We start from the raw sequence: 22895 nt of genomic DNA, 5'->3' as shown, positions 1-22895 counted from the left end.
GCGCATTATCCCATCGCCCGCCGCAGCGCAGCAGCAGGCGCGGGCGAGCGTTAGCCGAAAGGGGGACAGCCGTTACAATTGCGCGATGAATTCGCGCGATCTCACCTTCATCGTCGGCGGCGCGCGCTCGGGCAAGAGCGCGCACGCCGAACGCCTCGCCGCCGATAGCGGCCTGGCGGTCACCTATATCGCGACCGCGCGCGTGACCGGCGACGCCGAATTCGCCGATCGCATCGCGCACCATCGCGCACGCCGTCCCGCGCACTGGGGGCTCGTCGAAGCGCCGCTCGACCTTGCGGGCGCGCTCGACGCCACGGCCGCGCCGGACCGCTGCGTGCTGATCGACTGCCTCACGCTCTGGCTCGCCAGCCTTTTGTGCCCGCCCGAGGCGCAAGCGCCGCTGCCCGACTGGCGCGCGCGCCTCGACGCCTTCGCCGCCGCCTGCGAGCGCGCGCAAGGCACGGTGCTCGTGGTGAGCAACGAAATCGGCATGGGCGTCGTGCCGCTCGGCGCGGCCACACGCCTTTACGTGGACGAGCTCGGCCGCCTGAACCAGCGCATCGCCGCGCTCGCGGACCGCGCCACGCTCGTCGCCGCCGGACTGCCCCTCGTGCTCAAGGCGCCGGCCTCATGATGCTCACGCTGCCCGTCACCGCCGTGCTCGCCGTGGCCGGCGTCGCCGTGGACCGCTGGTTCGGCGAGCCGCGCCGCGCCCATCCCCTCGTCGCCTTCGGGCGGCTCGCGAACCACATCGAAGCGCGCCTGAACACCGGGCGTCGCGGCCGCCCGCTCGGCCTGCTCGCGTGGCTTGCCGCCGTCGCGCCGCCCGTCGCGCTCGCGGCGCTGCTGTGCGCGCTGCTCCCCTTGCCGCTCGCGTGGACGCTGCACGTCGCGCTGCTGTGGTTCGCGCTCGGCGCGCGCAGCCTCACGGAGCACATCGCGCCGATCGGCGCGGCGCTCGCGCGGCGCGACCTCGCCGCCGCGCGCGAGCTGACCGGGCGCATCGTCTCGCGCGACACGGCCGGGGCCGACGCCACCGCGCTCTCGCGCGCGGCCGTCGAATCGGCGCTGGAGAACGGCAACGACGCGATCTTCGGCGCGCTGTTCTGGTTCGCGATCGCGGGCGGCCCCGGCGCGCTGGCATTTCGCCTCGCCAACACGCTCGACGCGATGTGGGGCTACCGCACGCCGCGCTTCCTGCGCTTTGGCTGGGCGGCGGCGCGCATCGACGACGTGCTCAACTGGATTCCCGCGCGCCTCACGGCCACGAGCTATGCGCTTCTCGGCGACACGCGCACGGCGCTGCGCTGCTGGCGCGAACAGGCGCATCGCTGGGACAGCCCGAACGCGGGCCCGGTGATGGCAGCGGGCGCGGGCAGCCTGAACGTGCTGCTGGGCGGCGCGGCCGTCTATCACGGCACGCTCGAGCAGCGCCCGGCGCTCGGCGCAGGCTCGCCGCCGCGCGCGCAGGATGTGCATGCGGCGCTGCGCCTCGTCGAGCGCACCACCGTCCTGTGGCTCGCGGCGCTGCTGGCGCTGGCTTTCGTGAGCGTGGCCACCCATGTCTGAACCACAACCCGTCCTTGTCGCGCACGGCGGCAATCTGCACGAAGCGGCCGAGCGCTACGGCATCGCCTGGGAAGCGTGGATCGATCTGTCGACCGGCATCAATCCGCACGGCTACCCCGTGCCGCCCGTGCCGTCTTCGGCGTGGCGGCGCCTGCCCGACGAAGGCGACGGCTTCGCCGCCTGCGCCGCGCGCTACTACGGCGCGCCCGACGCCCGTCACGTGCTGCCGGTTGCGGGCAGCCAGGCCGCGATTCGGGCGCTGCCCGCGCTGCTGCCTCGCGCGCGCGTTGCCATCGCGCCGCTCACCTATGGCGAGTACGCACCGGCGTTCGCCCAGGCCGGGCACGAGATCGCCCCGCTCGACATCACGCGCGACACGCTGCCCGATGCGCTCACGCACGCCGTGGTCGTGAATCCGAACAACCCGACGGCCGCTCATTTCGATGCGGGCCGCCTGCTGCACTGGCACGCGCAGCTCGCGGCGCGCGGCGGCACGCTGATCGTCGACGAAGCCTTCGCCGATGCGTTCGGCCCGCAGCACGCCGAAACGCTTGCGCACGCAACCGATCGCGAGGGCCTCGTCGTGCTGCGCTCGCCGGGCAAGTTCTTCGGGCTCGCGGGCGCACGCTGCGGATTTGCGCTGGCGCGGCCCGCGCTGCTGCACGCGCTGCGCGCGCGCCTGGGCGCGTGGACCGTGAGCGGGCCCGCGCGGCACGCGGTCACTCACGCATTCGAAGACGGCGCATGGCAGCGCGCAATGCGCGAGCGTCTCGCTGCCGAAAGCGCTCGCCTCGTCGCGCTGCTGCGCGCGCACGGCTTCGCGCCGCACGCCACGCCGCTCTTCGCGTGGATCGCGGACCCGCGCGCGGCGGCGTTGCAGGACGCGCTCGCGCGGCACGCGGTGTGGACGCGCCGCTTCGACGCGCCCGCCAGCCTGCGCTTCGGCCTGCCCGCCTGCGACGACGAATGGCGGCGCTTCGAAGACGCACTCGCACAAGCGATGCGGGCGATCGATTGATGCGCGGCGCCGTCCTCGCACTGGCGCTCGCGTGCGCCGGCCTGCTTGGCTCGCTCGAATCGCGCACCGCCAACGCAGCGGTCAGCGCCGTGGACGACGCGGGCAACACCGTTACCCTCCCCGCTCCCGCCCAGCGCGTCGTCAGCCTCGCGCCGCACGTGACCGAGTTGCTCTATGCGGCGGGCGGCGGCGCGAAGGTCGTCGGCGCGGTCGCCTACAGCGATTACCCGCCCGAAGCGCAAAAGGTGCCGCGCGTGGGCGACAACCGCGCGCTCGACCTCGAACGCATCGCCGCGCTCAAGCCCGACCTGATCGTGGTCTGGCGTCACGGCAATGCGCAGCAGCAACTCGACCGCCTGCGCGCGCTGCATATTCCGCTCTTTTTCAGCGAGCCGCATCGGCTCGACGATGTCGCGACCTCGCTCACGCGGCTTGGCGTGCTGCTCGGCACGCAGCCCACGGCGCAGGCCGCCGCCGGCGCCTACCGGCGCGACATCGCGCAACTGCGCGCGCGCTACGCCCGGCGCGCGCCCGTGAGTGTGTTCTACGAAGTCTGGGATCGGCCGCTGATGACCCTCAACGGCCAGCACATGATCAGCGACGTGATCGCGCTGTGCGGCGGGCGCAATGTGTTCGCGGCGCTCGAACCGCTCGTGCCGGCGGTTTCGACCGAAGCCGTATTGGCCGCGAACCCCGATGCGATCGTCACCGCGGCGCAGGGCGCGACGTCGCCGGACCGGCCGCTGCCCGGCCTCGCGCTCTGGCAGTCGTGGCCCACGCTCACGGCCGTCAAGCGCGGCAATCTCTTCGCCATCGACGGCGACCTGCTCACCCGCCCCGCGCCACGCATCGCCCAGGGCGCGGCGCAGCTCTGCGAAGACCTCGATCTCGCCCGCACACGCGATGCCGCCGCACATTGATTAGGCATCCGAATCGATTCGACAGACTGAAACCGATCAGGCGTTCCAGCGCGACAGCAACCACTGCGCGCTCGACGCGTCGTAGCGCAGCCACACCACGGCCGCCATTTCCAGCGGCCAGCGCACGCAGCGCGCGAGCGGCATGCCGAGCGCACGCGCCGTGACGGTGCGGATCACGCCCGCGTGCGTGACGGCCCACACGGTCGTCTTTTCGTGCGCGTCGAGCGTGGCGAACCACGCGCTCACGCGCGCGTCGAACTGCGCGACGCTCTCGCCGCCGTGCATGCGCGCGTGCTCGAAGTCAGCGGCCCAGGCATCGATCTGCGCACGGTCGATCTCGTCCCAGCGCTGCCGCTCCCACGCGCCGAAATCCATCTCCGCGAGGCGCGCGTCCGCCGCCGGCGTGTGGCCGTGCGCGGCCGAGAGCGCCGCCGCCACGCTCGCGCAACGCGTGAGCGGACTCGTCGCGATGCGTTGCGGCGCGCGCACGCCGAGCGCCATGAGGCGCGTGGCGAGCAACGCGGCCTGCTCGTTCGCCTCGCCCGCGAGCGGCACGTCGCTCGCGCCGTAGCACACGCCCGCCTCCACGGCCACGGCGGGATGGCGAATCAGAACGAGATCCATGCAAGCCCCACGAGATAGATGGCGATCTCGAACACCTGCTGCGCGAAGCCGAGACAATCGCCCGTATAACCGCCGATGCGCCGCACGAAGTAACGCCCCAGCGCGAAGCGCAGCGCCGCGAGCACGACGAGCATGAGCACGCCCGCGCGCCAGTCGGGCCAGAAAAGCCAGGGCAAGCCGAACACGCACGCGCACAACCACGCGAGCAGGCTCATGCGCTGCGCGACAGGCTTGGCCTTGCCTTCGGGGCGCACGTAGTCGAGCGAGACGAGATAGCTGATCGCGCACGCGCGGCTCGCGGCGTGACCCGCGATCATGAGCATCGCGGCGCGCGCGGGCGGCAGCGCCGCGAGCGTCTGCCACTTGAGCGCAAGCGCCACCACGAGACCGATCGCACCGAACGCGCCGATGCGCGAGTCGTGCATGATGCGCAGCACGTCCTCGCGCGTGTACGCGCCGCCGAAGGCGTCGAAGCAATCCGCGAGACCGTCCTCGTGAAACGCGCCCGTCGCGAGCAGCGTGACGGCCATCGAGAGCAGCACGGCAACGCTCGCCGGAAACACGCGCAGCGCGGCGAGATAGACGAGCGCCGCGAGCACGCCGATCAATGCGCCGACCAGCGGAAAGTAGCGCGCCGCCGCATTGAGCCACGCGGGCTCGAAACCCACCCAGCGCGGCACCGGCACACGCGTGAAATAACCGAGCGCCGTGAAGAAGTAGCGCAGTTCCGCCAGCGGATTCATCGCGTGGCGCTCAGGCGTTGCGGTCACTGCGATTGTCCACGCCCGCCGACTCGAAGCTCGCCATCTCGTTGAGAAACGCCACGGCCGCGCGCAACAGCGGCACCGCGAGCGCCGCGCCCGTGCCTTCGCCCAGCCGCAGGTCGAGCGCGAGCAGCTCGCGCGCGCCGAAATGATCGAGCATGCGCCGGTGTCCCGCTTCGTTCGATGCGTGCGCAAACACGCAGTAGTCGCGCACGTTCGGCGCGAGCGAGTCGGCCACGAGCAGCGCCGAAGTCGCGATGAAGCCGTCCACGAGAATCGCCATGCGCGAGCGCGCCGCTTCGATGAACGCACCCGCCATCATCGCGATCTCGAAGCCGCCGAAGGCCGCGAGCACGTCGAGCGGCTCGCGCGCGTCGGCGTGATGCGCGAGCGCCGCCGCGAGCACATTGCGCTTTCGCGCGAGGCCCGCGTTGTCGAGGCCCGTGCCGCGCCCCACGCATTCGTCGATCGGCACGCTGCACAGCCGGCTCATCAGGCACGCGGCCGACGACGTGTTTGCAATGCCCATTTCGCCGAAGCCGATCACGTTCGTGCCGAGCGCCGCGTGATGGCGCACGCGCGCCGCGCCCGCCGCAAGCGCGGCGAGCGCTTCGTCGCGCGTCATGGCGCGCTCGTGTGCGAAGTTGCGCGTGCCGCGCGCGATGGGTGCATCGATGAGCGAGGGCGCCGGTTCGGGCGCGCAAGGCAGCGGCGTCGCCACGCCCGCGTTGACGATCTCGAGCGTGAGGCCCGCCACGCCGCTGAACGCGTTGATGGCGGCGCCACCCGCCAGGAAGTTCGCCACCATCTGCGCGGTCACGGCCTGCGGGTACGGGCTCACGCCTTCGGCGGCGATGCCATGATCGCCCGCGAAGACGATCATCACGGGCCGCTCGACGCTCGGGCGCACGCTGCGCTGGATCATGCCGAGCTGGCGTGCGAGTGTTTCCATGCGGCCGAGGCTGCCGGGCGGTTTGGTCTTGGTGTCGATGAGGCGTTGCAGTTCGTCGCGCAGCGAGAGATCGAGCGGTTCGACAGCGAGCAGTTCGGTAAGCGATGACGTCATGATGAGTTCGTTTCGTAATGGTGCGGACCCAAGCCACGCGTTAGCGCGCGGCATTCGATCCAGGCGAATGCGGTAACGACGATGCCGAAGCGAGCGCGGGCACGAGCGCCTCGTGCGCGCCTTCGCGGATGAGCACGAGCGGATGGCCGAATGCGGCGCTCGCGCGCTCCGGCGTGAGCACTTCGCGCACACGGCCCGCGTGAAAGCCGCCGTGGCCGTCGAGCAGGAGCGCATGCGTCGCGAAGCGCCGCGCAAGATTGAGATCGTGGCAGGAAAACACGATCGCCCGCGCTTCGCTGCGCACCCAGTGCGAGAGCGCTTCGAGGCAGGCGATCTGATGATGGAGGTCCAGATGCGCGAGCGGCTCGTCGAGCAGCAGGAGCGGCGCGCCCTGGCACAGCGCGGCGGCCAGCGCGACGCGCTGGCGTTCGCCCCCCGAAAGCGAGAGCACGTCGCGCGCGGCGAGCGCTTCGAGACCGAGCGTGGCGAGCGCGGCATGCGCGGCTTGTCGATCGGCGTCGCCCTCCCAGCCCCAGCCGGCCAGATGCGGATAGCGATTGAGCAGCACGGTGTCGAGCACGCTCGCGCTGAATGCGTCGCGCTGATCCTGGGGCATGAGCGCGCGGCGCTGCGCGAGGCGCACGGCGGGCCACTGCGCAAGCGCGATGCCTTCCACTTCCACGCGCCCCGCCGCCGGTTCGCGCAGGCCCGCGAGCGCGCCGATGAGCGTCGTCTTGCCCGCGCCGTTCGCGCCCGCCACGCACCAGATCTCGCCGGCATCGAAGCGCTGCGTGAGCGCCTGAACGAGGGTGCGTGCGCCCGCGCGCAAGGTGAGCGCGTGGGCGGCGAGCAGCGATGCGCGTGCGTCGCTCATCGTGTGCGCCTCGCGAGCAGCATCCACAGGAACACGGGCACGCCCGCGAGCGCCGTCACGACGCCCACCGGCAATTGCGCGGGCGCGGCCACGGTGCGCGCGACGAGGTCCGCGCCCATCACGGCCAGGCCGCCCGCGAGCGCGGCGGCGGGCACGAGCATGCGCTGATCGTTACCGAACGCGAGGCGCAACATGTGGGGCACGACGAGCCCGACGAAACCAATGGTGCCGCCCGTAGTCACGGCCGCCGCCGCCCCGAGCGACGCGGCAAGATAGATGCCAACGCGCAGGCGCAGCACGGGCACGCCGAGCGCCTGCGCGGCGGCGTCGCCGCGCAGCAGCACGTTGAGCATCGGCGCGGCCGGCACCACGCCCGCCAGCACGATCGCGAGCGCCGCAAGCGCGGGCCACGGCATGCCCGCGCCGTTCAGGTCGCCCGTGAGCCAGAACAGCATGCCGCGCAGGTGCGTATCGGGGGCGAGCGTGAGCAGCAACGTGATCAGCGCGCCCCAACCGGCCGCCGTCACCGCGCCCGTCAACAGCAGTTTTGGCGAACTGTCCTGCGGCTCGCCGCGCCAGAGCTCCCGGCGCGCCAGGCCGAGCACGAGCAGGATCGAAACGAACGCGCCCGCGCAGGCGCTCGCCTGCACGCCCCACCATGCCACGCCCGCGATCATCGCCACGAGCGCGAACGCGGCCGCGCCGCCCGACACGCCGAGCACGTAGGGCTCCGCCAGCGGATTGCGCAGCAACACCTGCAACAACGCGCCCGCCAGCGCGAGCAACGCGCCGCACGCGAAACCGGCCAGCGCGCGCGGCAGGCGCAGCGTGCGCACGATTTCGGTGGCCATGTCGGGCGTGCCGTGCGCGGGCGAGAGCGCCGCCAGCGCCTGTGCGAGCGTAACGCTCACGCTGCCGCTCGCGAGCGACGCCGCGAACACCACGAGCGCCGCCGCGGCGAGCGCGCCCCAGATTGCCCATGCGCGGCGCGCGCTCATCGAGCGGCGCGGCAGCGTCGGCAACGCGGGGACGTCAGGGGCTTTATCGCGGCTTACGGAGCGCATCGGAAAATTCGGCGGCGACAGGTTTAAAAAACTTCACACGAGAAAACAAAGGGGCATTCAAAACGGCCGGGCAACGCATGCAAAGCGATGCTGACAAAGTGACATTCACCCGCAGACAAACATACGGATCAATGCAGCGAATCAATCTCTTTTGTCAGGCAAGCTTTAGCCACGCATGAAGCCGCGAACTCGTGATGTTATAACGCACGGGCCGCGATCGCGGCGACGTCGCGCGGGCGCGGCATGGGCAATTTGCGTTCCTGCTGCGCCTTTGTGCAGCACGTAGTGCGGGATTCAGGCCTCATTCAGGTAAGAAGCCGGGTTGTTACGTCTGGAAACGACACAATTATCGGAATGCGCGTTAATCCGCGCTAGAATGCCTGTCTTTAGAGGACGCAGCACATGCTCAACGAACTCGAAACACTCTCACAGAACATCGGGCGGCTGATCCAGATTAATCAGCGCCATCATGAAGCACGCCTCGCACTCGAAGAGCAACTCGCACAGCTGCGTGCGCAATGCGACGCCACGCGCGCCGAGCTCGAACAGGTCCGCGAAGAGCGCAATGCGTTGCAAGCGGAGCGCGATGCGCTCTCGGCCAAGATCGACGACGCGCAGGTACGCCTGAACGCGATTCTCGAAAAGCTGCCGCGCGCACGCGCGAGCAACGAACGCGAGAACCAGCTCGATCTGCTCGAACCGTCACCGAGCAACGACGACGACAGCAACGCGGCCCGCCACGGAGAAAATGCATGAGCACCAAGCAGATCGAAGCGACGATACTCGGGCAAACCTATCGCCTCGCCTGTTCGGCAGAAACGGAACAAGCCCTGCTCGAAGCGGTGGCGCGCGTCGACGCCGAAATGTCGAAGATCCGCAATCACAGCAACGTGCGCGGCACCGATCGCATCGCGGTCATGGCGGCGCTTTCGATCGCCTCGGAACTGCTGCGCCTGCAAACGAGCGTGCGACACGGCGAAGCATTCCCAGCCGAAGAAATCCGTCGTACAATGCGTCAAATGAATGAACAACTCGGCGCCGTCATCCAGCAGCACGGGGTGCAATAAGCGCTGTAGCAAGTCGTAGCACTGCGGTATGATGTTGTTCATGGGTAGCGTTGGATTGTTTCTAAACACCACGCGCTACCAACGAGTTTAGTCAGCTTCCCTGCCTGGTTCGCCAAGGTCATATATTCCTTGAACCAATGCCATGTGCACGGTTGCGGAAATTTGTAGCACGGGCGTGCGCGTCACACTGTCTGATGTACCCAAAGTGCTGCTAACTGCGACCAATTCTGAACCCTCGGTTCAGGATGCCGGCCTAGCGGCTATGGCGGGGACCTATTCAAACGGCATCGGACCTGTGTCCGATGCCGTTTTCCATTGTGCGGCACATTTCTTCATGTGCTTACGCGTGCGCTTGCACGCGCGCCCGCCCCCTCCCCTTTCGACGTGACCTTCGACTCATGCGCTACTGGCTGATGAAGTCCGAACCCGACGAAGCAAGCATCGACGATCTCGCGAACGCACCACAACGCACGTTGCCGTGGACGGGTGTGCGCAACTATCAGGCGCGCAATTTCATGCGCGACACGATGCAGCCCGGCGACGGCGTGCTGTTCTATCACTCGAGCTGTCCCGAGCCCGGCATCGCGGGCATTGCGCAGGTGTCGTCCACGGCGTACCCCGACCCCACGCAATTCGATGCGAAGAGTCCTTACTACGACGCGAAATCGACACACGAGAATCCGCGCTGGATGCTCGTCGATGTCGTGTTCAAGAAGAAGTGTCCGCTGATTGCGCTTGCCGCCTTGCGTGAGCACGAAGCACTCGCGGACATGCGCGTGCTCGCGAAGGGCAATCGTCTTTCGATCACGCCGGTCACCACGGCTGAGTGGAACTTCATCACGAAACAGTTGATGTGATCGCGATGTGAGGCTGCCACGCGACTTTGCCGTGGCATGGGCCGTACGCATCGCGAGACCCGGCACGCAGACGACATGCGCGCGCGAGTTCAAGCACAATCGCGCACAGTCGTACGGCGTGGCCTGTGTTGGCTGTGCTGCGCCCGCGACACAAGTTCTGCAAGGAGCCTCAATGAACAGAAAAACCGCCGTCACGCTCGCCGCCGCATTCGCGGCCGCCGTGCCCCTCGCCATGACGCTCGCGCCGCGCGCCGCATTCGCACAGAGCGACGCGCGCTATCAGCCCGCGGGCGTGCTTTCGCTTTCCGCGCAGGCCAGCGCCGAAGTGCCGCAAGATGTCGTCACCATTACGCTGTTCTACGAGCAGGAAGCAAGCGACCCCTCTTCGCTCACCGCCACGCTCAACCAGCGCGCCGACTCCGCGTTGCAACGGGCCAAGGGCGTCGCGGGCGTGACCGCGCGCTCGGGCCAGTTCTCGATCTTCCCCTCCACCGATCGCGACGGGCGCATCTCGGCCTGGCGCGGCCGCACGGAAGTCGTGCTCGAATCGCATGATTTCGCGGCGGCGTCGAAGCTTGCCGGCGATCTCGCTTCGGTCATGCAGGTGGGCAACGTGCAGTTCTCGCTTTCGCCCGAAGCGCAACGCACAGCGGAGCAAAAACTCTCGGGCCAGGCGATCGCCTCGTTTCGCGACCAGGCCTTGTCGGCCACGCGCGCGTTCGGATACAGCAGCTACACGATTCGCGACGTGAACGTGGGGCATTCCGGCGTGATGCCGCGCCCCGTGATGATGATGAGCGCGCGCGCCGCTTCGGCTGACGCGAAGATGTCCGCGCCCGTGCCCCTCGAAGGCGGCACCTCCACCGTGACGGTCAACGTCTCCGGCTCGGTGCAGATGAAGTAACGCGCAGCCCATCGCGCTCGCGGAAAAAAAGGCCACGGTGCAAACCGTGGCCTTTTTCATGGGCTAAAACGCAAAACGCGCTCGCGTGGGCATCAGCGCTTCGCGCTCGCCACCGGCGCGCCGTCGTTGCCGTTCTTGCTGCGCTTCGCGCGGCGATACGACCACGCCATCAAGCCAATGCCCGCGATGATCATCGGCAGCGAGAGCCATTGACCCATCGAAAGGCCGAGTGCGAGCAAGCCGAGGAAGTCGTCGGGCTCGCGCGCGAATTCCACGGTGAAACGCGCGAGACCGTAGCCGATCAGGAACATCGCCGAGATCGCGCCAACGGGGCGCGGCTTGCGCGAGAAAAGAATCAGCACGATGAAGAGCGCAATGCCTTCGAGCGCGATTTCATAGAGCTCCGAAGGATGGCGCGGCAGCAGATGGTACTGCGCGAACACTTCGTTCAGGTGCCACTGCGCGGCCAGTTGCGGATGCGCGGCGAGCCATGCGGCGTCGTCGTTCGCGGCGCCGGGGAACAGCATGGCCCACGGCGAGTCGGGCGAGGTCACGCGGCCCCAGAGTTCACCGTTGATGAAGTTGCCCAGACGCCCCGCGGCGAGACCCGTGGGCACCATCGGCGCGACGAAGTCCGTCACTTGCAGCCACGTGCGTCCACGCTGCCACGCGAACAGGACCATCGCAAAGGTCACGCCGAGAAAGCCGCCGTGAAACGACATGCCCCCTTCCCACACCTTGAAGATGTCGAGCGGATGTGCGAAATACCAGCTCGCCTTGTAGAACAGCACGTAACCTAAGCGCCCGCCGAGGATCGTGCCGAGCACGCCATAGAACAGCATGTCGTCGATGTCTTTCGCGGTCCAGCCCTGCGCGGCCACAAATGGCAGGCGCAGACGCAGACGGCCGATCACGATCGCGAGGATGAAGCCGACGAGATACATGAGGCCGTACCAGCGCACGGCGAGCGGCCCCAGATGAATGGCGATGGGGTCGAAGTTCGGGTGGATGAGCATCGTGGAGTGAGGTCTTGTCGGCGAGATCGGTTGAAATCGGGTTGTAAGCAGCGCCGCAGTTGGCAAAGCACGAGCGGGCAAAGCGCGTTGGACGTTTGCAAAGCGGGGAGGTTCGCCGCCGGAACGTCATGGCGTGACATTATCGCCGACGCGAGGGCGCCCGAACCAAAACGCACCGTTTGCGGCGCGCAGCGAGTGTAACGGTGACGGATGAAAGCGCCGCGTGGCGCGCGGCCCAATGCGACTACCGTGAGCGAATGCGACCTGATGCGGCCTGGCGCAGTCAGCGCCGGCCCGTCGCCGCGTGCGCGCGCACGATCTCGATAAAAGCCGCAAGCACAGGGCTCACCTCGGCCGAGCGCCACACGAGCCCCGTTTCGATCACCGGCGCGGCCGCGGCGAGCGGCCGGTACACGACGCCAGTGCGCCGCAGATGCCGCAGCGACTGCGGCACGAGCGCCACGCCCATGCCGGCCGAGACGAGGCTCACGATGGTCTGCATCTGGATCGCCTCCTGGCCGACGACCGGCGCGAGGCCCGCCGCGCCGTAGCAGTCCATGATCGTGTCGTAGAAGCCGGGCGCGAGATGGCGCGGGAAAACAACGAGCGGCGCATCGGCGAGATCGCGCAGGCTCACGGGCTCGTCGTGCCAGTCGTCGGTGGCCGCCACGCCCAGACGCGCCGACAGCGCCGACGGCATGGCGACCACGAGCGGCTCGCGCGCGATCGGCACATAGGAAAGCTGCGCCGCATGGCGCGGCGGCAAGGGCGCGATCACGAGGCCCGCGTCGATGCGCCCCGCCACCAGTTCCTCGACCTGGACGTCGCTCGTGGCCTCGGCGAGTTGCAGACGCACGCGCGGATAGCGCGCGCCGAAGTCGCGCAGCAACAGCGGCAGCAGGCCGTAATCGGCGGTCGAAACGAAGGCCAGCGCCAGCACGCCCGCCTCGCCGCGCGCGAGGCTCTGCGCGAGCGGCCGCAGCGCTTCGGCCGAGGCGAGCAGCCGCCGCACCTCGGGCAGCAGATCGGCCCCCACCGCCGTCAATTCCACCGAGCGCCGCGTGCGCGCGAACAACGCCACGCCCAGCGTCTCTTCCAGCGCGCGGATAGCTTGTGACAGCGGCGGCTGCGTCATCGAAAGTCGCGCCGCCGCGCGGCCGAAATGCTGCTCCTCGGCAACGGCCACGAAATAGCGCAGCTGGCGCAGATCGGGGATGGTGGCACTCATCGGGCGGGCTTCCGTATTGATATGTTTTCCGACTCAATAGGCCACGAATAATATATTAGACATCGCTCTCGGGAAACCGCATCCTTCTATGCACACGCTGGCGCCCTGCCCCACAAGAAAACCCAGGCCCGGCATCCGAGACAACGCCCACCGGAGATCCCCATGCCCTATAACCGTCGTTCGAAGCACATCACGCAGGGTGTCGCCCGCTCGCCGAACCGCTCGATGTATTACGCGCTCGGCTACGAGAAGACCGACTTCGACAAGCCCATGATCGGCGTGGCCAACGGGCATTCGACCATCACGCCCTGCAACGCGGGGCTGCAACGGCTCACCGACGCGGCCGTCGCGGCCATCAAGGGCGCCGATGCGAACCCGCAGACCTTCGGCACGCCCACGATCTCGGACGGCATGTCGATGGGCACCGAAGGCATGAAGTATTCGCTCGTCTCGCGCGAAGTCATCGCCGACTGCATCGAGACCTGCGTGCAGGGCCAGTGGATGGACGGCGTGGTCGTGATCGGCGGCTGCGACAAGAACATGCCCGGCGGCATGATCGCGCTCGCGCGCATCAACGTGCCCGGCATCTACGTGTACGGCGGCACCATCCGTCCGGGGAACTGGAAAGGCAAGGCGCTCACCATCGTCTCGGCCTTCGAGGCGGTGGGCGAATTCACGGCCGGGCGCATGACCGAAGAGGATTTCGAAGGCGTCGAGAAAAACGCCTGCCCGTCCACGGGCTCGTGCGGCGGCATGTACACCGCGAACACCATGAGCTCGTCGTTCGAGGCGCTCGGCATGTCGCTCATGTATTCGTCGACGATGGCCAACCCCGACGAAGAGAAAGTCGGTTCCGCGGCGGAGTCGGCACGCGTGCTCGTCGAGGCCGTGAAGAAGGATCTCAAGCCGCGCGACATCATCACGAAGCAGTCGATCGAAAACGCCGTGGCGCTCATCATGGCGACGGGCGGCTCGACCAACGCCGTGCTGCATTACCTCGCCATCGCGCACGCCGCGGAAATCGACTGGACCATCGACGACTTCGAGCGCATGCGCAAGAAAGTGCCGGTGATCTGTGACCTGAAGCCCTCGGGGCAATATGTCGCGACCGACCTGCATGCGGCGGGCGGTATTCCGCAGGTGCTCAAGATCCTGCTCGACGCCGGTCTGCTGCACGGCGACTGCATCACGATCACGGGCAAGACCATTGCCGAAGAGTTGAAGGACGTGCCGTCCACGCCGCGCGCCGACCAGAAAGTGATCTTCCCCATTAGCCAGGCGCTGTACAAGGAAGGCCACCTCGCCATCCTCAAGGGCAACCTTGCGACCGAAGGCGCGGTCGCGAAGATCACGGGCCTGAAGAACCCGGTCATTACCGGCCCCGCGCGCGTGTTCGAAGACGAGCAGAGCGCGATGGAAGCGATCCTCGCCGACAAGATCAAGGCCGGCGACGTGGTCGTGCTGCGCTATCTCGGCCCGAAGGGCGGCCCCGGCATGCCGGAAATGCTCGCGCCCACCTCCGCGATCATCGGCAAGGGGCTCGGGGAATCGGTGGGCCTCATCACCGACGGTCGTTTCTCGGGCGGCACCTGGGGCATGGTGGTGGGGCACGTGGCGCCGGAGGCGTTCGAAGGTGGCACCATCGCCCTCGTGCAGGAAGGCGATTCGATCACCATCGACGCGCACACACTGCTGCTGCAACTGAACGTGGACGACGCCGAACTCGCGCGCCGCCGCGCGGCCTGGAAGCAGCCCGCGCCGCGCTACACGCGCGGCGTGCTCGCGAAGTATGCGGCGCTCGCGCGCCCTGCGAATCTGGGCGCGGTGACGGGCTAGTAGCGAGTCATCATGGTCGGGGGCCGCGTCATTCGCGGCAATCGTGATCTGTCGTAACGCAAGGGGCGCACGTCGGGGACGTGCGCCCTTTGCTCTTATAATGCGACGACACAGCCGGCGACCACGTTGGCGGAGACCAGTATGAAACGGAAGTCGCAAGCGAAGAACAAGACAGCGACGCTCGCCGCCGCCCTCGCGCTTGGCTCTCTCGGAGCCTTCGGCGCACTCGCCTCAGGCGCGGCCTACGCACAGCACGGTCCCACGGGCCTGGCGCTTGCCCAGCAGCAAAACTGCATGAGCTGCCATTCGGTCACCCGCACGTTCATGGGTCCGGCGTTGCGGGACGTCGCCGCGAAGTACGCCGGCAAGCCGGACGCCCCAACCTACCTCACCCACAAGATTCTGGAAGGCAGCACCGGCGTATGGGGCACGGTGCCCATGCCGGCCAATACGCAGCTCAATCCTGGCCAGGCGGCCACGCTCGCGAACTGGATCCTCACGCTCAAGTGAGGTGCAAAGCGCCGCGTGGCCCGGCGACGCCGCGCCACGCGGCTTGGCCGCTTCAGGCCGCGGTCGTCGGACCCGCGCGCGCCGCGAGTTCTTCGCGCACGGCGGCCTTCACCCACACCTTGAGCTCGGTTTCGAGCGCGAGACCGATCTCGCGCGACACCTGCCCCACGAGCCAGGTCGAATGCTCCTGCATCGCGGCGCTGCAACGCGCCTCGATCACGGCGCGGCCTTCGCCCGTGAGCCAGGTCAGACACCGCCCGCGCAGACGCTCGACGAGCGCGTCGGCGTCGTGCGCGAACAGGCCCTCGCGCTCGGCCACGGCGGCCTTCACGGCGGCGGCCGTCGCGCTTTTCGCCTCTTCGACGTTATGGGCGCGCAGCGGATTGCCGGCCACCATCACCTCGCTCAAGAGCGGAATCGCAGCTTCTTCCGTGTCGTGCATGCCGGACATGTTTACCTCCATCGATCCGAGCAGTCGGCCAGGGGCCGGTACGCCACTCGCGCCCGGACTCAGCCGCCCTGCTTGTAGTTGTTGAGCGCGTAACCGCGGTCGCGGTAAAAACGATAGCGCTCGCGCCCCGACGCAAGTTCGTCGGGCGCATCGCCAACCACTTCGAGCAGGCGCTCGAAGCGTGCGAACTGCGGCGGCACCGCCGCGCCGAGATTGAGCAGCACGCGATGATGCGGCGCACGTTCGAGATCGACCGCGAGCACGATGGGCGACGCCTCCACCTGCGGGCTGCCCGCCATGCAATGCGGCACGAAGTCGAGCGGCGAGAACGTCCACAGCATCTCGTCGAACGCGCGCAGACGCGCGGGCTCGGCCAGCACCACCGCCTGCTGGCCCGCCTGATACGCCTTGCGCACGAGGCGGCACGCATACAGCAGCGAGTCGCCGACGTTCGTGTGGAAATCGATGCGCGTCATGCCTGCTCCACCGCGCGCACCGTTATGCATGCAGCAATCGCCATGCCTGCCGTCATTGCGCCGCGCGATCGATGAGGAACTGCGCGAGCAGCGGGACCGGGCGGCCCGTTGCGCCCTTGGCCGCGCCGCTCTTCCACGCGGTGCCCGCGATGTCGAGGTGGGCCCACGGGTAGCTTTCGGTGAAGCGCGAGAGGAAGCACGCCGCCGTCACGCTGCCAGCCGGCCGGCCGCCGATGTTGGCGAGGTCGGCGAAGTTCGACTTGAGCTGGTCCTGATACTCGTCGTCGAGCGGCAGGCGCCAGGCCGGATCGTTCGCTTCGCGCGAGGCGTCGAGCAACTCGCCCGCGAGCGCGTCGTCCTTCGAGAAGAGCCCGCTGTTGTGATGGCCGAGCGCGATGATGCACGCGCCCGTGAGCGTGGCGATATCGATCACGGCGGCCGGCTTGAAGCGCTCGGCGTAGGTGAGCGCGTCGCACAGGATGAGGCGGCCTTCGGCGTCGGTGTTGAGCACCTCGACCGTGAGCCCCGCCATCGTCGTGACGATGTCGCCCGGCTTCGTGGCGTTGCCCGCGGGCATGTTCTCGCAGGTCGGGATGATGCCGATCACGTTGAGCTTGAGCCCCATTTCGGCGACCGCACGCATCGTGCCGAGCACCGAGCCCGCGCCGCACATGTCGTACTTCATTTCGTCCATGCCCTCGCCGGGCTTGAGCGAGATGCCGCCCGTGTCGAACGTGATGCCCTTGCCGACCAGCACGATGGGCGCCGCCTTCGCGCTGCCGCCCTGATAGTGCAGGACGATGAATTGCGGCGGTTCGACCGAGCCCTTTGTTACAGAAAGAAACGAGCCCATCTTGAGCGCTTCGATCTGGCGCTGGCCGAGCACCTCGACCTTGAGCTTCCAGTCGCGCGCGAGCTTCTTGGCCGTGGCCGCGAGATAGGTCGGCGTGCAGACGTTGCCCGGCAGGTTGCCGAGGTCGCGCGTGAGGTCCATGCCGTTGGCGAGCGCGGCGGCCTGCTTGGCGGCGAGCTTCGCGGCCTTTTCCTCGGCGGCGTCGATGCTGAAGACCACGCGCTTCAGGGCCCGCTGCGAAACGTCGGGCTTGCTCTTCATCTGCGTGAAGCGGTAGGTCTCGTTGCGCAGCGCGAGAATGGCGGCGCGCACGCCCCAGTCGCCCGTACGCTCCTTCACCGGCAGTTGCGCGAGCGTGAACGTGGCCTGCGCGATTTTCGTGCCGAGGATGGCGCGCCAGGCGGCCCGCACGGCGTCGCCATAGGCCTTCTGGCCGAAGGCGTCCTGCTTGCCGAGGCCCACGAGCAGCACGCGCGAGGCGCCAATGCCGCTCACTTCCGGCAGGAACAGCGTGGAGCCTGCCTTGCCGTCGATGTCGCCGGCCTTGACGACGCGCGCGATTGCGCCGCCAATGGCGCTGTCGATCGCGAACGCCGGGCCCGAGAGGGTTTGCGCCTCGAACACGCCGACCACGACGCAATCCGACTTGCCGGTCAGGAAGGGGCCTTCCCCGCCTTTGCTCCAGTCACAGGCTTTTATGCTAAAGTCCATCGCGCTTGTCCTCGGATAAAATCAGGGCTTAGGATGAAAGCCGCAATTATCCGCTATTTTTCCCGCGGCGGCTCCTGGGCGGTTGCGCGAGCTGCGCGCCTCCCGGCACGGGCCGTCCGCCCTGCCCATCTAGAATGATCTTCGAACGTTCCCTGCAGCGCGAACTCGCGTACACGGCCGGCGCCGTGTTCATGGTTCTGCTCACGATCATGCTGACGACGATGATGATCCGCATCGTCGGCTTCGCCGCGTCCGGTCAAATCGACCCGCGCGATGTGCTGGTGCTGATCGGCCTCACCGTGATCGGCTACATGGCCGTGATGCTCATCGTCACGCTCTTCGTGTCGATCCTGTTCGTGCTCACGCGCTGGTACAAAGACTCCGAGATGGTCGTCTGGCTCTCCTCCGGGGTGAGCCTCACGCGCCTGATCAAGCCGGTCGCCACGTTTTCCGCGCCGATCATCCTGCTCATCGTGTTCTTCGCCTTCGTCGGCTGGCCGTGGTCGAACGCGCAGAGCAAGCTCATTCGCGCGCGCTTCCAGCAGCGCGATGAAGTGTCGCTGCTCGCACCCGGCCAGTTCCGCGAATCGCCCACCACGCACCGCGTGTTCTTCATCGAGAGCATGAGCCCCGACCAGGGCCGCGTGGAGAACGTGTTCGTCACGAGCACGGAAAACGGCAAGGTCAGCGTGATCGTCTCGAAGACCGGCCACACCGAAACCATGAAGGGCGGCGACCGCTTCGTCGTGCTGGAGAACGGCCGCCGCTACGACGGCGAGCCGGGCCACCCGGACTTTCGCATCAGCGAGTTCCAGCGCTATGGCGTGAAGATCACGAGCCAGCCCGTGGTGAACACGCCGTCGGCGAGCACCACGTCGACGCCGGGCCTCCTGCGCCAGCCGAGCAACGACAACCTGGGCGAGCTGGCCTGGCGCGCCGGGCTGCCGCTCATCGCGATCAACCTGATGCTGCTCGGCATTCCGCTCGCGTACCAGAACCCGCGCCGCAGCCGCACGATCAACCTCGTGATGGCGGTGCTGATCTACCTCACCTATTCGAACCTGCTCAACGTCGTGCAGTCGCAGATCGAGCAAGGCAAAATGCCGTTCGCCGTGGGACTCGTCTCGCTGCACCTCGTGGTGTTCGCGCTCGTGGTGTTCATCTTCTGGATACGTGTGCGCAACCGGCCGCTCATTACACGTGCGATGTTCCAGCGCACCTCCCCTGGAAACTGAGAGGGGAACTGACCGATGCGCATTTACGAGAAATACTTTGCACGCCAGGTTTATCTGACGTTCATCTTCATCCTGTTCGCCTTCTCGGGCCTGTTCTTCTTCTTCGACCTCATCAACGAGCTGAACTCGGTCGGGCACGGCAACTACAAGTTCCAGTACGCGGTGCTGCGCGTGGCGCTCCAGGCGCCCTCGCGGCTCTACGAGATCATCCCGGTCGCGGCGCTCATCGCGGCGATCTACGTGTTCGCGCAAATGGCCGCGAACTCGGAGTACACGATCTTTCGCGTGTCCGGCCTCGCCACGAACCAGGCGCTGCGCTCGCTGCTCAAGATCGGCGTGCCGCTCGTGCTGCTCACCTATCTGATCGGCGAAGTGGTCGGGCCGTACACCGACCAGCTTTCCGAGCGCGTGCGTCTCGAGGCGCTCGGCTCGGCCGTGTCGAGCAACTTCCAGTCGGGCGTGTGGGTGAAGGACACGCTCAGCGCACGCGCCGACGGCGAGCAGGTCACGCGCTTCGTGAACGTGGGCGAACTGCTGCCCGACGCGACCATCACGAACGTGCGCATCTACGAATTCGATTCGCAGTTCCGGCTCTCCAACGTGCGTCTCGCGAAGAGCGGCACGTTCCAGCCGCCGGGCCACTGGCTGCTCAAGGATGTGACCGACACCGAACTGATCGGCGTGCCGCCGCCGCAGAACCAGCCGGCCGACGCGCTCAACCCGGTCTATCGCGCCCAGCAGACGTCGGCTCCCGAATACTCGCTGCGCTCGGAACTCACGCCGCAAATCCTTTCGGTGCTGCTCGTGTCGCCCGACCGCATGTCGATGTTCAACCTGTTCCGCTATATCCAGCATCTGACCGAGAACCATCAGGACTCGCAGCGCTACGAGATCGCGTTCTGGCGCAAGCTGCTCTACCCGTTCGCCGTGTTCGTGATGCTCGTGCTCTCGCTGCCGTTCGCGTATCTGCATACGCGCGCGGGCGTGGTGGGCATGAAGGTGTTCGGCGGCATCATGCTCGGCATGAGCTTCCAGCTCGTGAACACGCTGTTCTCGCACGTGGGTACACTGAACACCTGGCCCGCGCCGCTCACGGCGGCGACACCGGGGCTCATCTACCTCGCGGTGGGGCTGATCGGACTCAAATGGGTCGACCGGCATTGAGGGCGGGCGCCCTCGCCAGCCAGTTTCGCCAGTTCGCTACTTCGTTCACTCGCACAGGCTCGCCAGCATGGGCACGCACGGCATGATCCTCTTCGGCCACGGCGCGCGCGACGCGCGCTGGCAAGAGCCGTTTCAGCGCCTCGCCGCGAAGCTCACGGCCGCGCGCGGCGATGCGGGACCGGTCGGCCTCGCCTTTCTCGAACTCATGACGCCGAGCCTGCCCGACGCCATCGCCGGGCAGGCCGCGGCGGGCTGCGACACGATCACGGTCGTGCCCGTGTTCTTCGGCCAGGGCGGCCACGTGCGGCGCGATCTGCCCGCGCTGATCGCACAGTGCCAGAGCGCGCATCCGAATGTGCATCTGCGTTGCGCGGGGGCCGTTGGAGAGGACGACGCCGTGCTCGATGCCATCGTGCGGTATTGCATCGGCAACGAACGCGACTAAAAAACGCTCACGCATAAAAAAACGGGCTCGCTATTTTCAGCGAGCCCGTTTTGCTTTCCTTGCCTTTTGCGTGCGGCGTTTATGCAGCGGCGCGGCGGCTATCGTCCTGCGCGTCGTCGTCGCGTTGCGCCTGCCCGGCTCGTTGCGCAAAGGCGTCGCCGATCATGAGCAGGCTCGGCTGCGCCGGGTCGAGCCATTCCTGCGCCTCACCCGCTTCGAGGGCCGCCAGCGTGAGCGTGAGCGTGCGCTCGCGCGCGGTGCTGCATGCTTCGACGATCGCCACGGGCGTCGCGCCTGCGCGACCCGCCTCGATCAACTGGCGCGCAATCTCGGGCGCGCTGTCGCGGCCCATGTAGAACACCAGCGAATCGGCGTTGACCTGCTCGCGAATCTCTTCGCTGCCCGCCGCGCGCGAATACGTGGCGAGCGCCACGCTGCGGGCCACGCCGCGCAGCGTGAGCGAGCGTTGCAGCGTCGCCGCGCTCGCCAGCGCCGCCGTGATGCCCGGCACGACTTCGAATTCGATGCCGGCCGCTTCGAGCGCGCGCATTTCCTCGTCGGCGCGGCCGAACAGCATCGGGTCGCCGCCCTTCAGGCGCACGACCACGGCGTGCTCGCGCGCCGCATCGACGAGTTGCTTGTTGATGAAGTGTTGCGCCGTGGAGCGCTGCCCGCAGCGCTTGCCGACCGCGATGAACTTCGCGGTTTGCGGTGCGTAGTCCAGCATGGCCGGCTCAACGAGCGCATCATGCAGCACGACGTCGGCGCCCGCGAGCAGCCGCGCGCCGCGCACCGTGATGAGGTCCGCTGCGCCCGGTCCCGCGCCGATCAGATATACCTTGCCCATTTGCTTCGAATCCATTGTTGCGGCCGCGCGCGGCCGCAACGTCGCGGCCAGGCCTTATGCCGAGAACGCGCGGATCATGCCCGCGGCCACCGTGTGATGCGTCGCCTCGTCGATCAGCACGAATGCGCCGGTGCCAGGATTCGCATCATACAGGTCGCAGACCAAAGGCTTTTGCAGCGAGAGCGCCACGCGGCCGATATCGTTCATCGCGAGTTCGTGGCGGTCGGTCGCGTGCGAGAGCGTGTGCACGTCCAGCACCTGCTTGACCGCGCCGATCTTCGCGAACACCGTGCTCGTGGTCTGCTTGAGCAGGTACTTGCGCTGCGGCGAGAGCGGCTCGTCGTCGAACCAGCACAGGTCCGCTTCGATCTTCTTCGCGGGCTCGACGGCATCGGCCGCCGGCACGAAGGTGTCGCCGCGCGAAACATCGACGTCTTCCGCGAGGCGGATCGTGACGGTCTGGCCCGCGAATGCGCGATCCACTTGCGCCGTGCCGCCCGGCACCGGCGCGATGATTTCGGCAACCGTGGCGCTACGGCCGGCCGGCAGCACCGAGATGGCGTCGCCGAGCTTCACTTCGCCCGCTTCGACACGGCCCATGTAGCCGCGGAAATCGTCGGCGCTGGAACCGTCCTGGCGCGCGACCCACTGCACCGGGAAGCGCAGCGCTTCGGCCGTAGCCTGCGCGACCGGCAGTTGTTCGAGCACGTCGAGGAGCGGCTCGCCCGCGTACCACGGCATACGCTCGCTCGCGGCCACGATGTTGTCGCCCTTGAGCGCCGAAACCGGCACGAAGCGCACGTCGGCGAGGCCAAGCTGACGCGCGAGCGCGACATAGGCTTCGCGGATCAGATTGAACGTCGCTTCGCTGTAGTCGACGAGGTCCATCTTGTTGATCGCGACGATCACGTGCTGGAGGCCCAGCAGCTTGACGATGGCGCTGTGACGCTTGGTCTGCGGCAGCAGTTGCGTCACGCCGTCTTCGACCGTCACGCGCGTGGGGTCGATCAGGATGATCGCGGCGTGCGCGGTCGAAGCGCCCGTCACCATGTTGCGCGTGTACTGCTCGTGGCCGGGGGTATCCGCGATGATGAACTTACGTTTGGCCGTGGCGAAGTAGCGATACGCCACGTCGATCGTGATGCCCTGCTCGCGCTCGGCTTCGAGGCCGTCGGTGAGCAGCGAGAGATCGATCTCGTCGCCGACGGTGCGCTTGTTCTTCGCACGCGAAAGCGCCGAAAGCTGGTCGCTCAAAACTGCCTTGCTGTCGTACAGCAGGCGGCCGATCAGCGTGCTCTTGCCGTCGTCCACGCTGCCCGCCGTGATGAAGCGCAGCACGCCGAGGTCTTCAGGTTGATGCGTCGTAACCATGTTCGTTTCTTCCTCTGCGTGCTCT

General features: G+C 67.8%; 25 protein-coding genes and 1 other RNA gene. 14 read left to right on the top strand and 12 right to left on the bottom strand.

Annotated features, from left to right (window positions below; all coding sequences use genetic code 11):
- Positions 1-85: 85 nt before the first annotated feature.
- The 4 genes from cobU to C7402_RS20370 are packed head-to-tail and all read left to right on the top strand — an operon-like array spanning position 86 to position 3507.
- Positions 86-634, top strand: coding sequence for a bifunctional adenosylcobinamide kinase/adenosylcobinamide-phosphate guanylyltransferase (cobU, locus tag C7402_RS20385; protein WP_116611835.1), 549 nt, complete (start codon positions 86-88; stop codon positions 632-634).
- Positions 634-1569 carry an adenosylcobinamide-phosphate synthase CbiB gene (gene cbiB, locus C7402_RS20380; RefSeq protein ID WP_116611922.1) on the top strand — a complete coding sequence of 312 codons (936 nt, stop codon included), beginning with the start codon at positions 634-636 and terminating at the stop codon, positions 1567-1569. Before cobU ends, cbiB begins: the two co-directional genes overlap by 1 nt.
- On the top strand, positions 1562-2587 hold the full coding sequence (gene cobD, locus C7402_RS20375; RefSeq protein ID WP_116611834.1) for a threonine-phosphate decarboxylase CobD: 1026 nt from the start codon (positions 1562-1564) through the stop codon (positions 2585-2587). The genes cbiB and cobD overlap by 8 nt, the downstream gene beginning before the upstream one ends.
- On the top strand, positions 2587-3507 hold the full coding sequence (locus tag C7402_RS20370) for a cobalamin-binding protein (protein ID WP_224038872.1): 921 nt from the start codon (positions 2587-2589) through the stop codon (positions 3505-3507). Before cobD ends, C7402_RS20370 begins: the two co-directional genes overlap by 1 nt.
- Before the next feature lie 36 nt (positions 3508-3543).
- Here the strand turns inward: C7402_RS20370 and cobC are convergent, their stop codons facing one another.
- The 5 genes from cobC to C7402_RS20345 are packed head-to-tail and all read right to left on the bottom strand — an operon-like array spanning position 3544 to position 7899.
- Complete coding sequence (cobC, locus tag C7402_RS20365) at positions 3544-4131, bottom strand: alpha-ribazole phosphatase (protein ID WP_116611832.1); 588 nt, start codon at positions 4129-4131, stop codon at positions 3544-3546.
- Positions 4116-4874 carry an adenosylcobinamide-GDP ribazoletransferase gene (locus tag C7402_RS20360; protein WP_116611831.1) on the bottom strand — a complete coding sequence of 253 codons (759 nt, stop codon included), beginning with the start codon at positions 4872-4874 and terminating at the stop codon, positions 4116-4118. Before C7402_RS20360 ends, cobC begins: the two co-directional genes overlap by 16 nt.
- Positions 4875-4884: 10 nt before the next feature.
- Complete coding sequence (gene cobT, locus C7402_RS20355) at positions 4885-5961, bottom strand: nicotinate-nucleotide--dimethylbenzimidazole phosphoribosyltransferase (RefSeq protein ID WP_116611830.1); 1077 nt, start codon at positions 5959-5961, stop codon at positions 4885-4887.
- 40 nt (positions 5962-6001) lie between these two features.
- Positions 6002-6835 (bottom strand): ABC transporter ATP-binding protein, encoded by an 834-nt coding sequence (locus C7402_RS20350; RefSeq protein WP_116611829.1) that lies wholly within the window; start codon positions 6833-6835, stop codon positions 6002-6004.
- Entirely contained in the window at positions 6832-7899 is a 1068-nt protein-coding gene (locus C7402_RS20345; protein ID WP_116611828.1) for a FecCD family ABC transporter permease, read from the bottom strand. The genes C7402_RS20350 and C7402_RS20345 overlap by 4 nt, the downstream gene beginning before the upstream one ends.
- Positions 7900-8301: 402 nt before the next feature.
- Here C7402_RS20345 and C7402_RS20340 point away from each other — a divergent pair, with 402 nt between their 5' ends.
- The 5 genes from C7402_RS20340 (at position 8302) to C7402_RS20320 (ending at position 10727) form a co-directional block, all read left to right on the top strand.
- Positions 8302-8655 carry an ATPase gene (locus C7402_RS20340; RefSeq protein WP_112172610.1) on the top strand — a complete coding sequence of 118 codons (354 nt, stop codon included), beginning with the start codon at positions 8302-8304 and terminating at the stop codon, positions 8653-8655.
- Positions 8652-8966 carry a cell division protein ZapA gene (locus C7402_RS20335; protein ID WP_112172609.1) on the top strand — a complete coding sequence of 105 codons (315 nt, stop codon included), beginning with the start codon at positions 8652-8654 and terminating at the stop codon, positions 8964-8966. Before C7402_RS20340 ends, C7402_RS20335 begins: the two co-directional genes overlap by 4 nt.
- Positions 8967-9060: 94 nt before the next feature.
- Positions 9061-9242, top strand: a non-coding RNA gene (ssrS, locus tag C7402_RS20330) — 6S RNA.
- Between the two features lie 122 nt (positions 9243-9364).
- Positions 9365-9823, top strand: a complete 459-nt coding sequence (locus C7402_RS20325; protein WP_112172608.1) for an EVE domain-containing protein — start codon at positions 9365-9367, stop codon at positions 9821-9823.
- A gap of 172 nt (positions 9824-9995) precedes the next feature.
- Complete coding sequence (locus C7402_RS20320) at positions 9996-10727, top strand: SIMPL domain-containing protein (RefSeq protein WP_116611827.1); 732 nt, start codon at positions 9996-9998, stop codon at positions 10725-10727.
- A gap of 92 nt (positions 10728-10819) precedes the next feature.
- Here C7402_RS20320 and lgt read toward each other — a convergent pair whose 3' ends face one another.
- Both lgt and C7402_RS20310 read right to left on the bottom strand, forming a co-directional pair.
- Positions 10820-11743, bottom strand: coding sequence for a prolipoprotein diacylglyceryl transferase (gene lgt / locus C7402_RS20315; RefSeq protein ID WP_112172606.1), 924 nt, complete (start codon positions 11741-11743; stop codon positions 10820-10822).
- 283 nt (positions 11744-12026) lie between these two features.
- Positions 12027-12971 carry a LysR family transcriptional regulator gene (locus C7402_RS20310; RefSeq protein ID WP_116611826.1) on the bottom strand — a complete coding sequence of 315 codons (945 nt, stop codon included), beginning with the start codon at positions 12969-12971 and terminating at the stop codon, positions 12027-12029.
- Between the two features lie 162 nt (positions 12972-13133).
- Here C7402_RS20310 and ilvD point away from each other — a divergent pair, with 162 nt between their 5' ends.
- Positions 13134-14807 (top strand): dihydroxy-acid dehydratase, encoded by a 1674-nt coding sequence (gene ilvD / locus C7402_RS20305; protein WP_116611825.1) that lies wholly within the window; start codon positions 13134-13136, stop codon positions 14805-14807.
- A 141-nt stretch (positions 14808-14948) separates the two neighbouring features.
- Positions 14949-15317: a c-type cytochrome gene (locus tag C7402_RS20300; protein ID WP_112172603.1), complete on the top strand. Its 369-nt coding sequence runs from the start codon at positions 14949-14951 to the stop codon at positions 15315-15317.
- Positions 15318-15369: 52 nt separating this feature from the next.
- On the opposite strand, the gene C7402_RS20295 is transcribed toward C7402_RS20300, so the two are convergent.
- From C7402_RS20295 to C7402_RS20285, 3 genes are read right to left on the bottom strand one after another with little or no spacing between them, the layout of a single operon-like run.
- A complete protein-coding gene (locus C7402_RS20295) occupies positions 15370-15768 on the bottom strand; it encodes a DUF2486 family protein (RefSeq protein ID WP_224040656.1) in 399 nt (132 codons plus the stop codon).
- A gap of 59 nt (positions 15769-15827) precedes the next feature.
- The gene (locus C7402_RS20290) at positions 15828-16244 is read right to left on the bottom strand and encodes a DNA polymerase III subunit chi (protein WP_116611824.1); all 417 of its coding nucleotides are present in this window, start codon (positions 16242-16244) and stop codon (positions 15828-15830) included.
- A 52-nt stretch (positions 16245-16296) separates the two neighbouring features.
- On the bottom strand, positions 16297-17808 hold the full coding sequence (locus C7402_RS20285) for a leucyl aminopeptidase (RefSeq protein ID WP_112172600.1): 1512 nt from the start codon (positions 17806-17808) through the stop codon (positions 16297-16299).
- A 134-nt stretch (positions 17809-17942) separates the two neighbouring features.
- On the opposite strand from C7402_RS20285, the gene lptF reads away from it, so the two are divergent.
- The 3 genes from lptF to C7402_RS20270 all read left to right on the top strand — a co-directional run bounded on the left by lptF (position 17943) and on the right by C7402_RS20270 (position 20652).
- Positions 17943-19043 carry an LPS export ABC transporter permease LptF gene (gene lptF / locus C7402_RS20280; RefSeq protein WP_112172599.1) on the top strand — a complete coding sequence of 367 codons (1101 nt, stop codon included), beginning with the start codon at positions 17943-17945 and terminating at the stop codon, positions 19041-19043.
- 15 nt (positions 19044-19058) lie between these two features.
- A complete protein-coding gene (lptG, locus tag C7402_RS20275) occupies positions 19059-20207 on the top strand; it encodes an LPS export ABC transporter permease LptG (RefSeq protein ID WP_112172598.1) in 1149 nt (382 codons plus the stop codon).
- A gap of 67 nt (positions 20208-20274) precedes the next feature.
- The gene (locus C7402_RS20270) at positions 20275-20652 is read left to right on the top strand and encodes a sirohydrochlorin chelatase (protein ID WP_112172597.1); all 378 of its coding nucleotides are present in this window, start codon (positions 20275-20277) and stop codon (positions 20650-20652) included.
- A gap of 79 nt (positions 20653-20731) precedes the next feature.
- Here the strand turns inward: C7402_RS20270 and cobA are convergent, their stop codons facing one another.
- Together cobA and C7402_RS20260 are read right to left on the bottom strand one after the other, a co-directional pair.
- Complete coding sequence (gene cobA, locus C7402_RS20265; RefSeq protein WP_112172596.1) at positions 20732-21499, bottom strand: uroporphyrinogen-III C-methyltransferase; 768 nt, start codon at positions 21497-21499, stop codon at positions 20732-20734.
- Between the two features lie 54 nt (positions 21500-21553).
- Positions 21554-22870, bottom strand: coding sequence for a sulfate adenylyltransferase subunit 1 (locus C7402_RS20260; RefSeq protein ID WP_112172595.1), 1317 nt, complete (start codon positions 22868-22870; stop codon positions 21554-21556).
- Positions 22871-22895 lie beyond the last annotated feature (25 nt).

This window comes from Paraburkholderia unamae (genome assembly GCF_003096875.1).
Lineage (GTDB): Bacteria > Pseudomonadota > Gammaproteobacteria > Burkholderiales > Burkholderiaceae > Paraburkholderia > Paraburkholderia unamae.
Note: the sequence above shows the minus strand (reverse complement) of the source record. Positions and strands in the feature narration are given on the sequence as shown.

Coding starts and splice junctions, on each gene's coding strand:
- cobU (WP_116611835.1), top strand. CDS start 86: ATGAATTCGCGCGATCTCACCTTCATCGTCGGCGGCGCGCGCTCGGGC.
- cbiB (WP_116611922.1), top strand. CDS start 634: ATGCTCACGCTGCCCGTCACCGCCGTGCTCGCCGTGGCCGGCGTCGCC.
- cobD (WP_116611834.1), top strand. CDS start 1,562: ATGTCTGAACCACAACCCGTCCTTGTCGCGCACGGCGGCAATCTGCAC.
- C7402_RS20370 (WP_224038872.1), top strand. CDS start 2,587: ATGCGCGGCGCCGTCCTCGCACTGGCGCTCGCGTGCGCCGGCCTGCTT.
- cobC (WP_116611832.1), bottom strand. CDS start 4,131: ATGGATCTCGTTCTGATTCGCCATCCCGCCGTGGCCGTGGAGGCGGGC.
- C7402_RS20360 (WP_116611831.1), bottom strand. CDS start 4,874: ATGAATCCGCTGGCGGAACTGCGCTACTTCTTCACGGCGCTCGGTTAT.
- cobT (WP_116611830.1), bottom strand. CDS start 5,961: ATGACGTCATCGCTTACCGAACTGCTCGCTGTCGAACCGCTCGATCTC.
- C7402_RS20350 (WP_116611829.1), bottom strand. CDS start 6,835: ATGAGCGACGCACGCGCATCGCTGCTCGCCGCCCACGCGCTCACCTTG.
- C7402_RS20345 (WP_116611828.1), bottom strand. CDS start 7,899: ATGCGCTCCGTAAGCCGCGATAAAGCCCCTGACGTCCCCGCGTTGCCG.
- C7402_RS20340 (WP_112172610.1), top strand. CDS start 8,302: ATGCTCAACGAACTCGAAACACTCTCACAGAACATCGGGCGGCTGATC.
- C7402_RS20335 (WP_112172609.1), top strand. CDS start 8,652: ATGAGCACCAAGCAGATCGAAGCGACGATACTCGGGCAAACCTATCGC.
- C7402_RS20325 (WP_112172608.1), top strand. CDS start 9,365: ATGCGCTACTGGCTGATGAAGTCCGAACCCGACGAAGCAAGCATCGAC.
- C7402_RS20320 (WP_116611827.1), top strand. CDS start 9,996: ATGAACAGAAAAACCGCCGTCACGCTCGCCGCCGCATTCGCGGCCGCC.
- lgt (WP_112172606.1), bottom strand. CDS start 11,743: ATGCTCATCCACCCGAACTTCGACCCCATCGCCATTCATCTGGGGCCG.
- C7402_RS20310 (WP_116611826.1), bottom strand. CDS start 12,971: ATGAGTGCCACCATCCCCGATCTGCGCCAGCTGCGCTATTTCGTGGCC.
- ilvD (WP_116611825.1), top strand. CDS start 13,134: ATGCCCTATAACCGTCGTTCGAAGCACATCACGCAGGGTGTCGCCCGC.
- C7402_RS20300 (WP_112172603.1), top strand. CDS start 14,949: ATGAAACGGAAGTCGCAAGCGAAGAACAAGACAGCGACGCTCGCCGCC.
- C7402_RS20295 (WP_224040656.1), bottom strand. CDS start 15,768: ATGTCCGGCATGCACGACACGGAAGAAGCTGCGATTCCGCTCTTGAGC.
- C7402_RS20290 (WP_116611824.1), bottom strand. CDS start 16,244: ATGACGCGCATCGATTTCCACACGAACGTCGGCGACTCGCTGCTGTAT.
- C7402_RS20285 (WP_112172600.1), bottom strand. CDS start 17,808: ATGGACTTTAGCATAAAAGCCTGTGACTGGAGCAAAGGCGGGGAAGGC.
- lptF (WP_112172599.1), top strand. CDS start 17,943: ATGATCTTCGAACGTTCCCTGCAGCGCGAACTCGCGTACACGGCCGGC.
- lptG (WP_112172598.1), top strand. CDS start 19,059: ATGCGCATTTACGAGAAATACTTTGCACGCCAGGTTTATCTGACGTTC.
- C7402_RS20270 (WP_112172597.1), top strand. CDS start 20,275: ATGGGCACGCACGGCATGATCCTCTTCGGCCACGGCGCGCGCGACGCG.
- cobA (WP_112172596.1), bottom strand. CDS start 21,499: ATGGGCAAGGTATATCTGATCGGCGCGGGACCGGGCGCAGCGGACCTC.
- C7402_RS20260 (WP_112172595.1), bottom strand. CDS start 22,870: ATGGTTACGACGCATCAACCTGAAGACCTCGGCGTGCTGCGCTTCATC.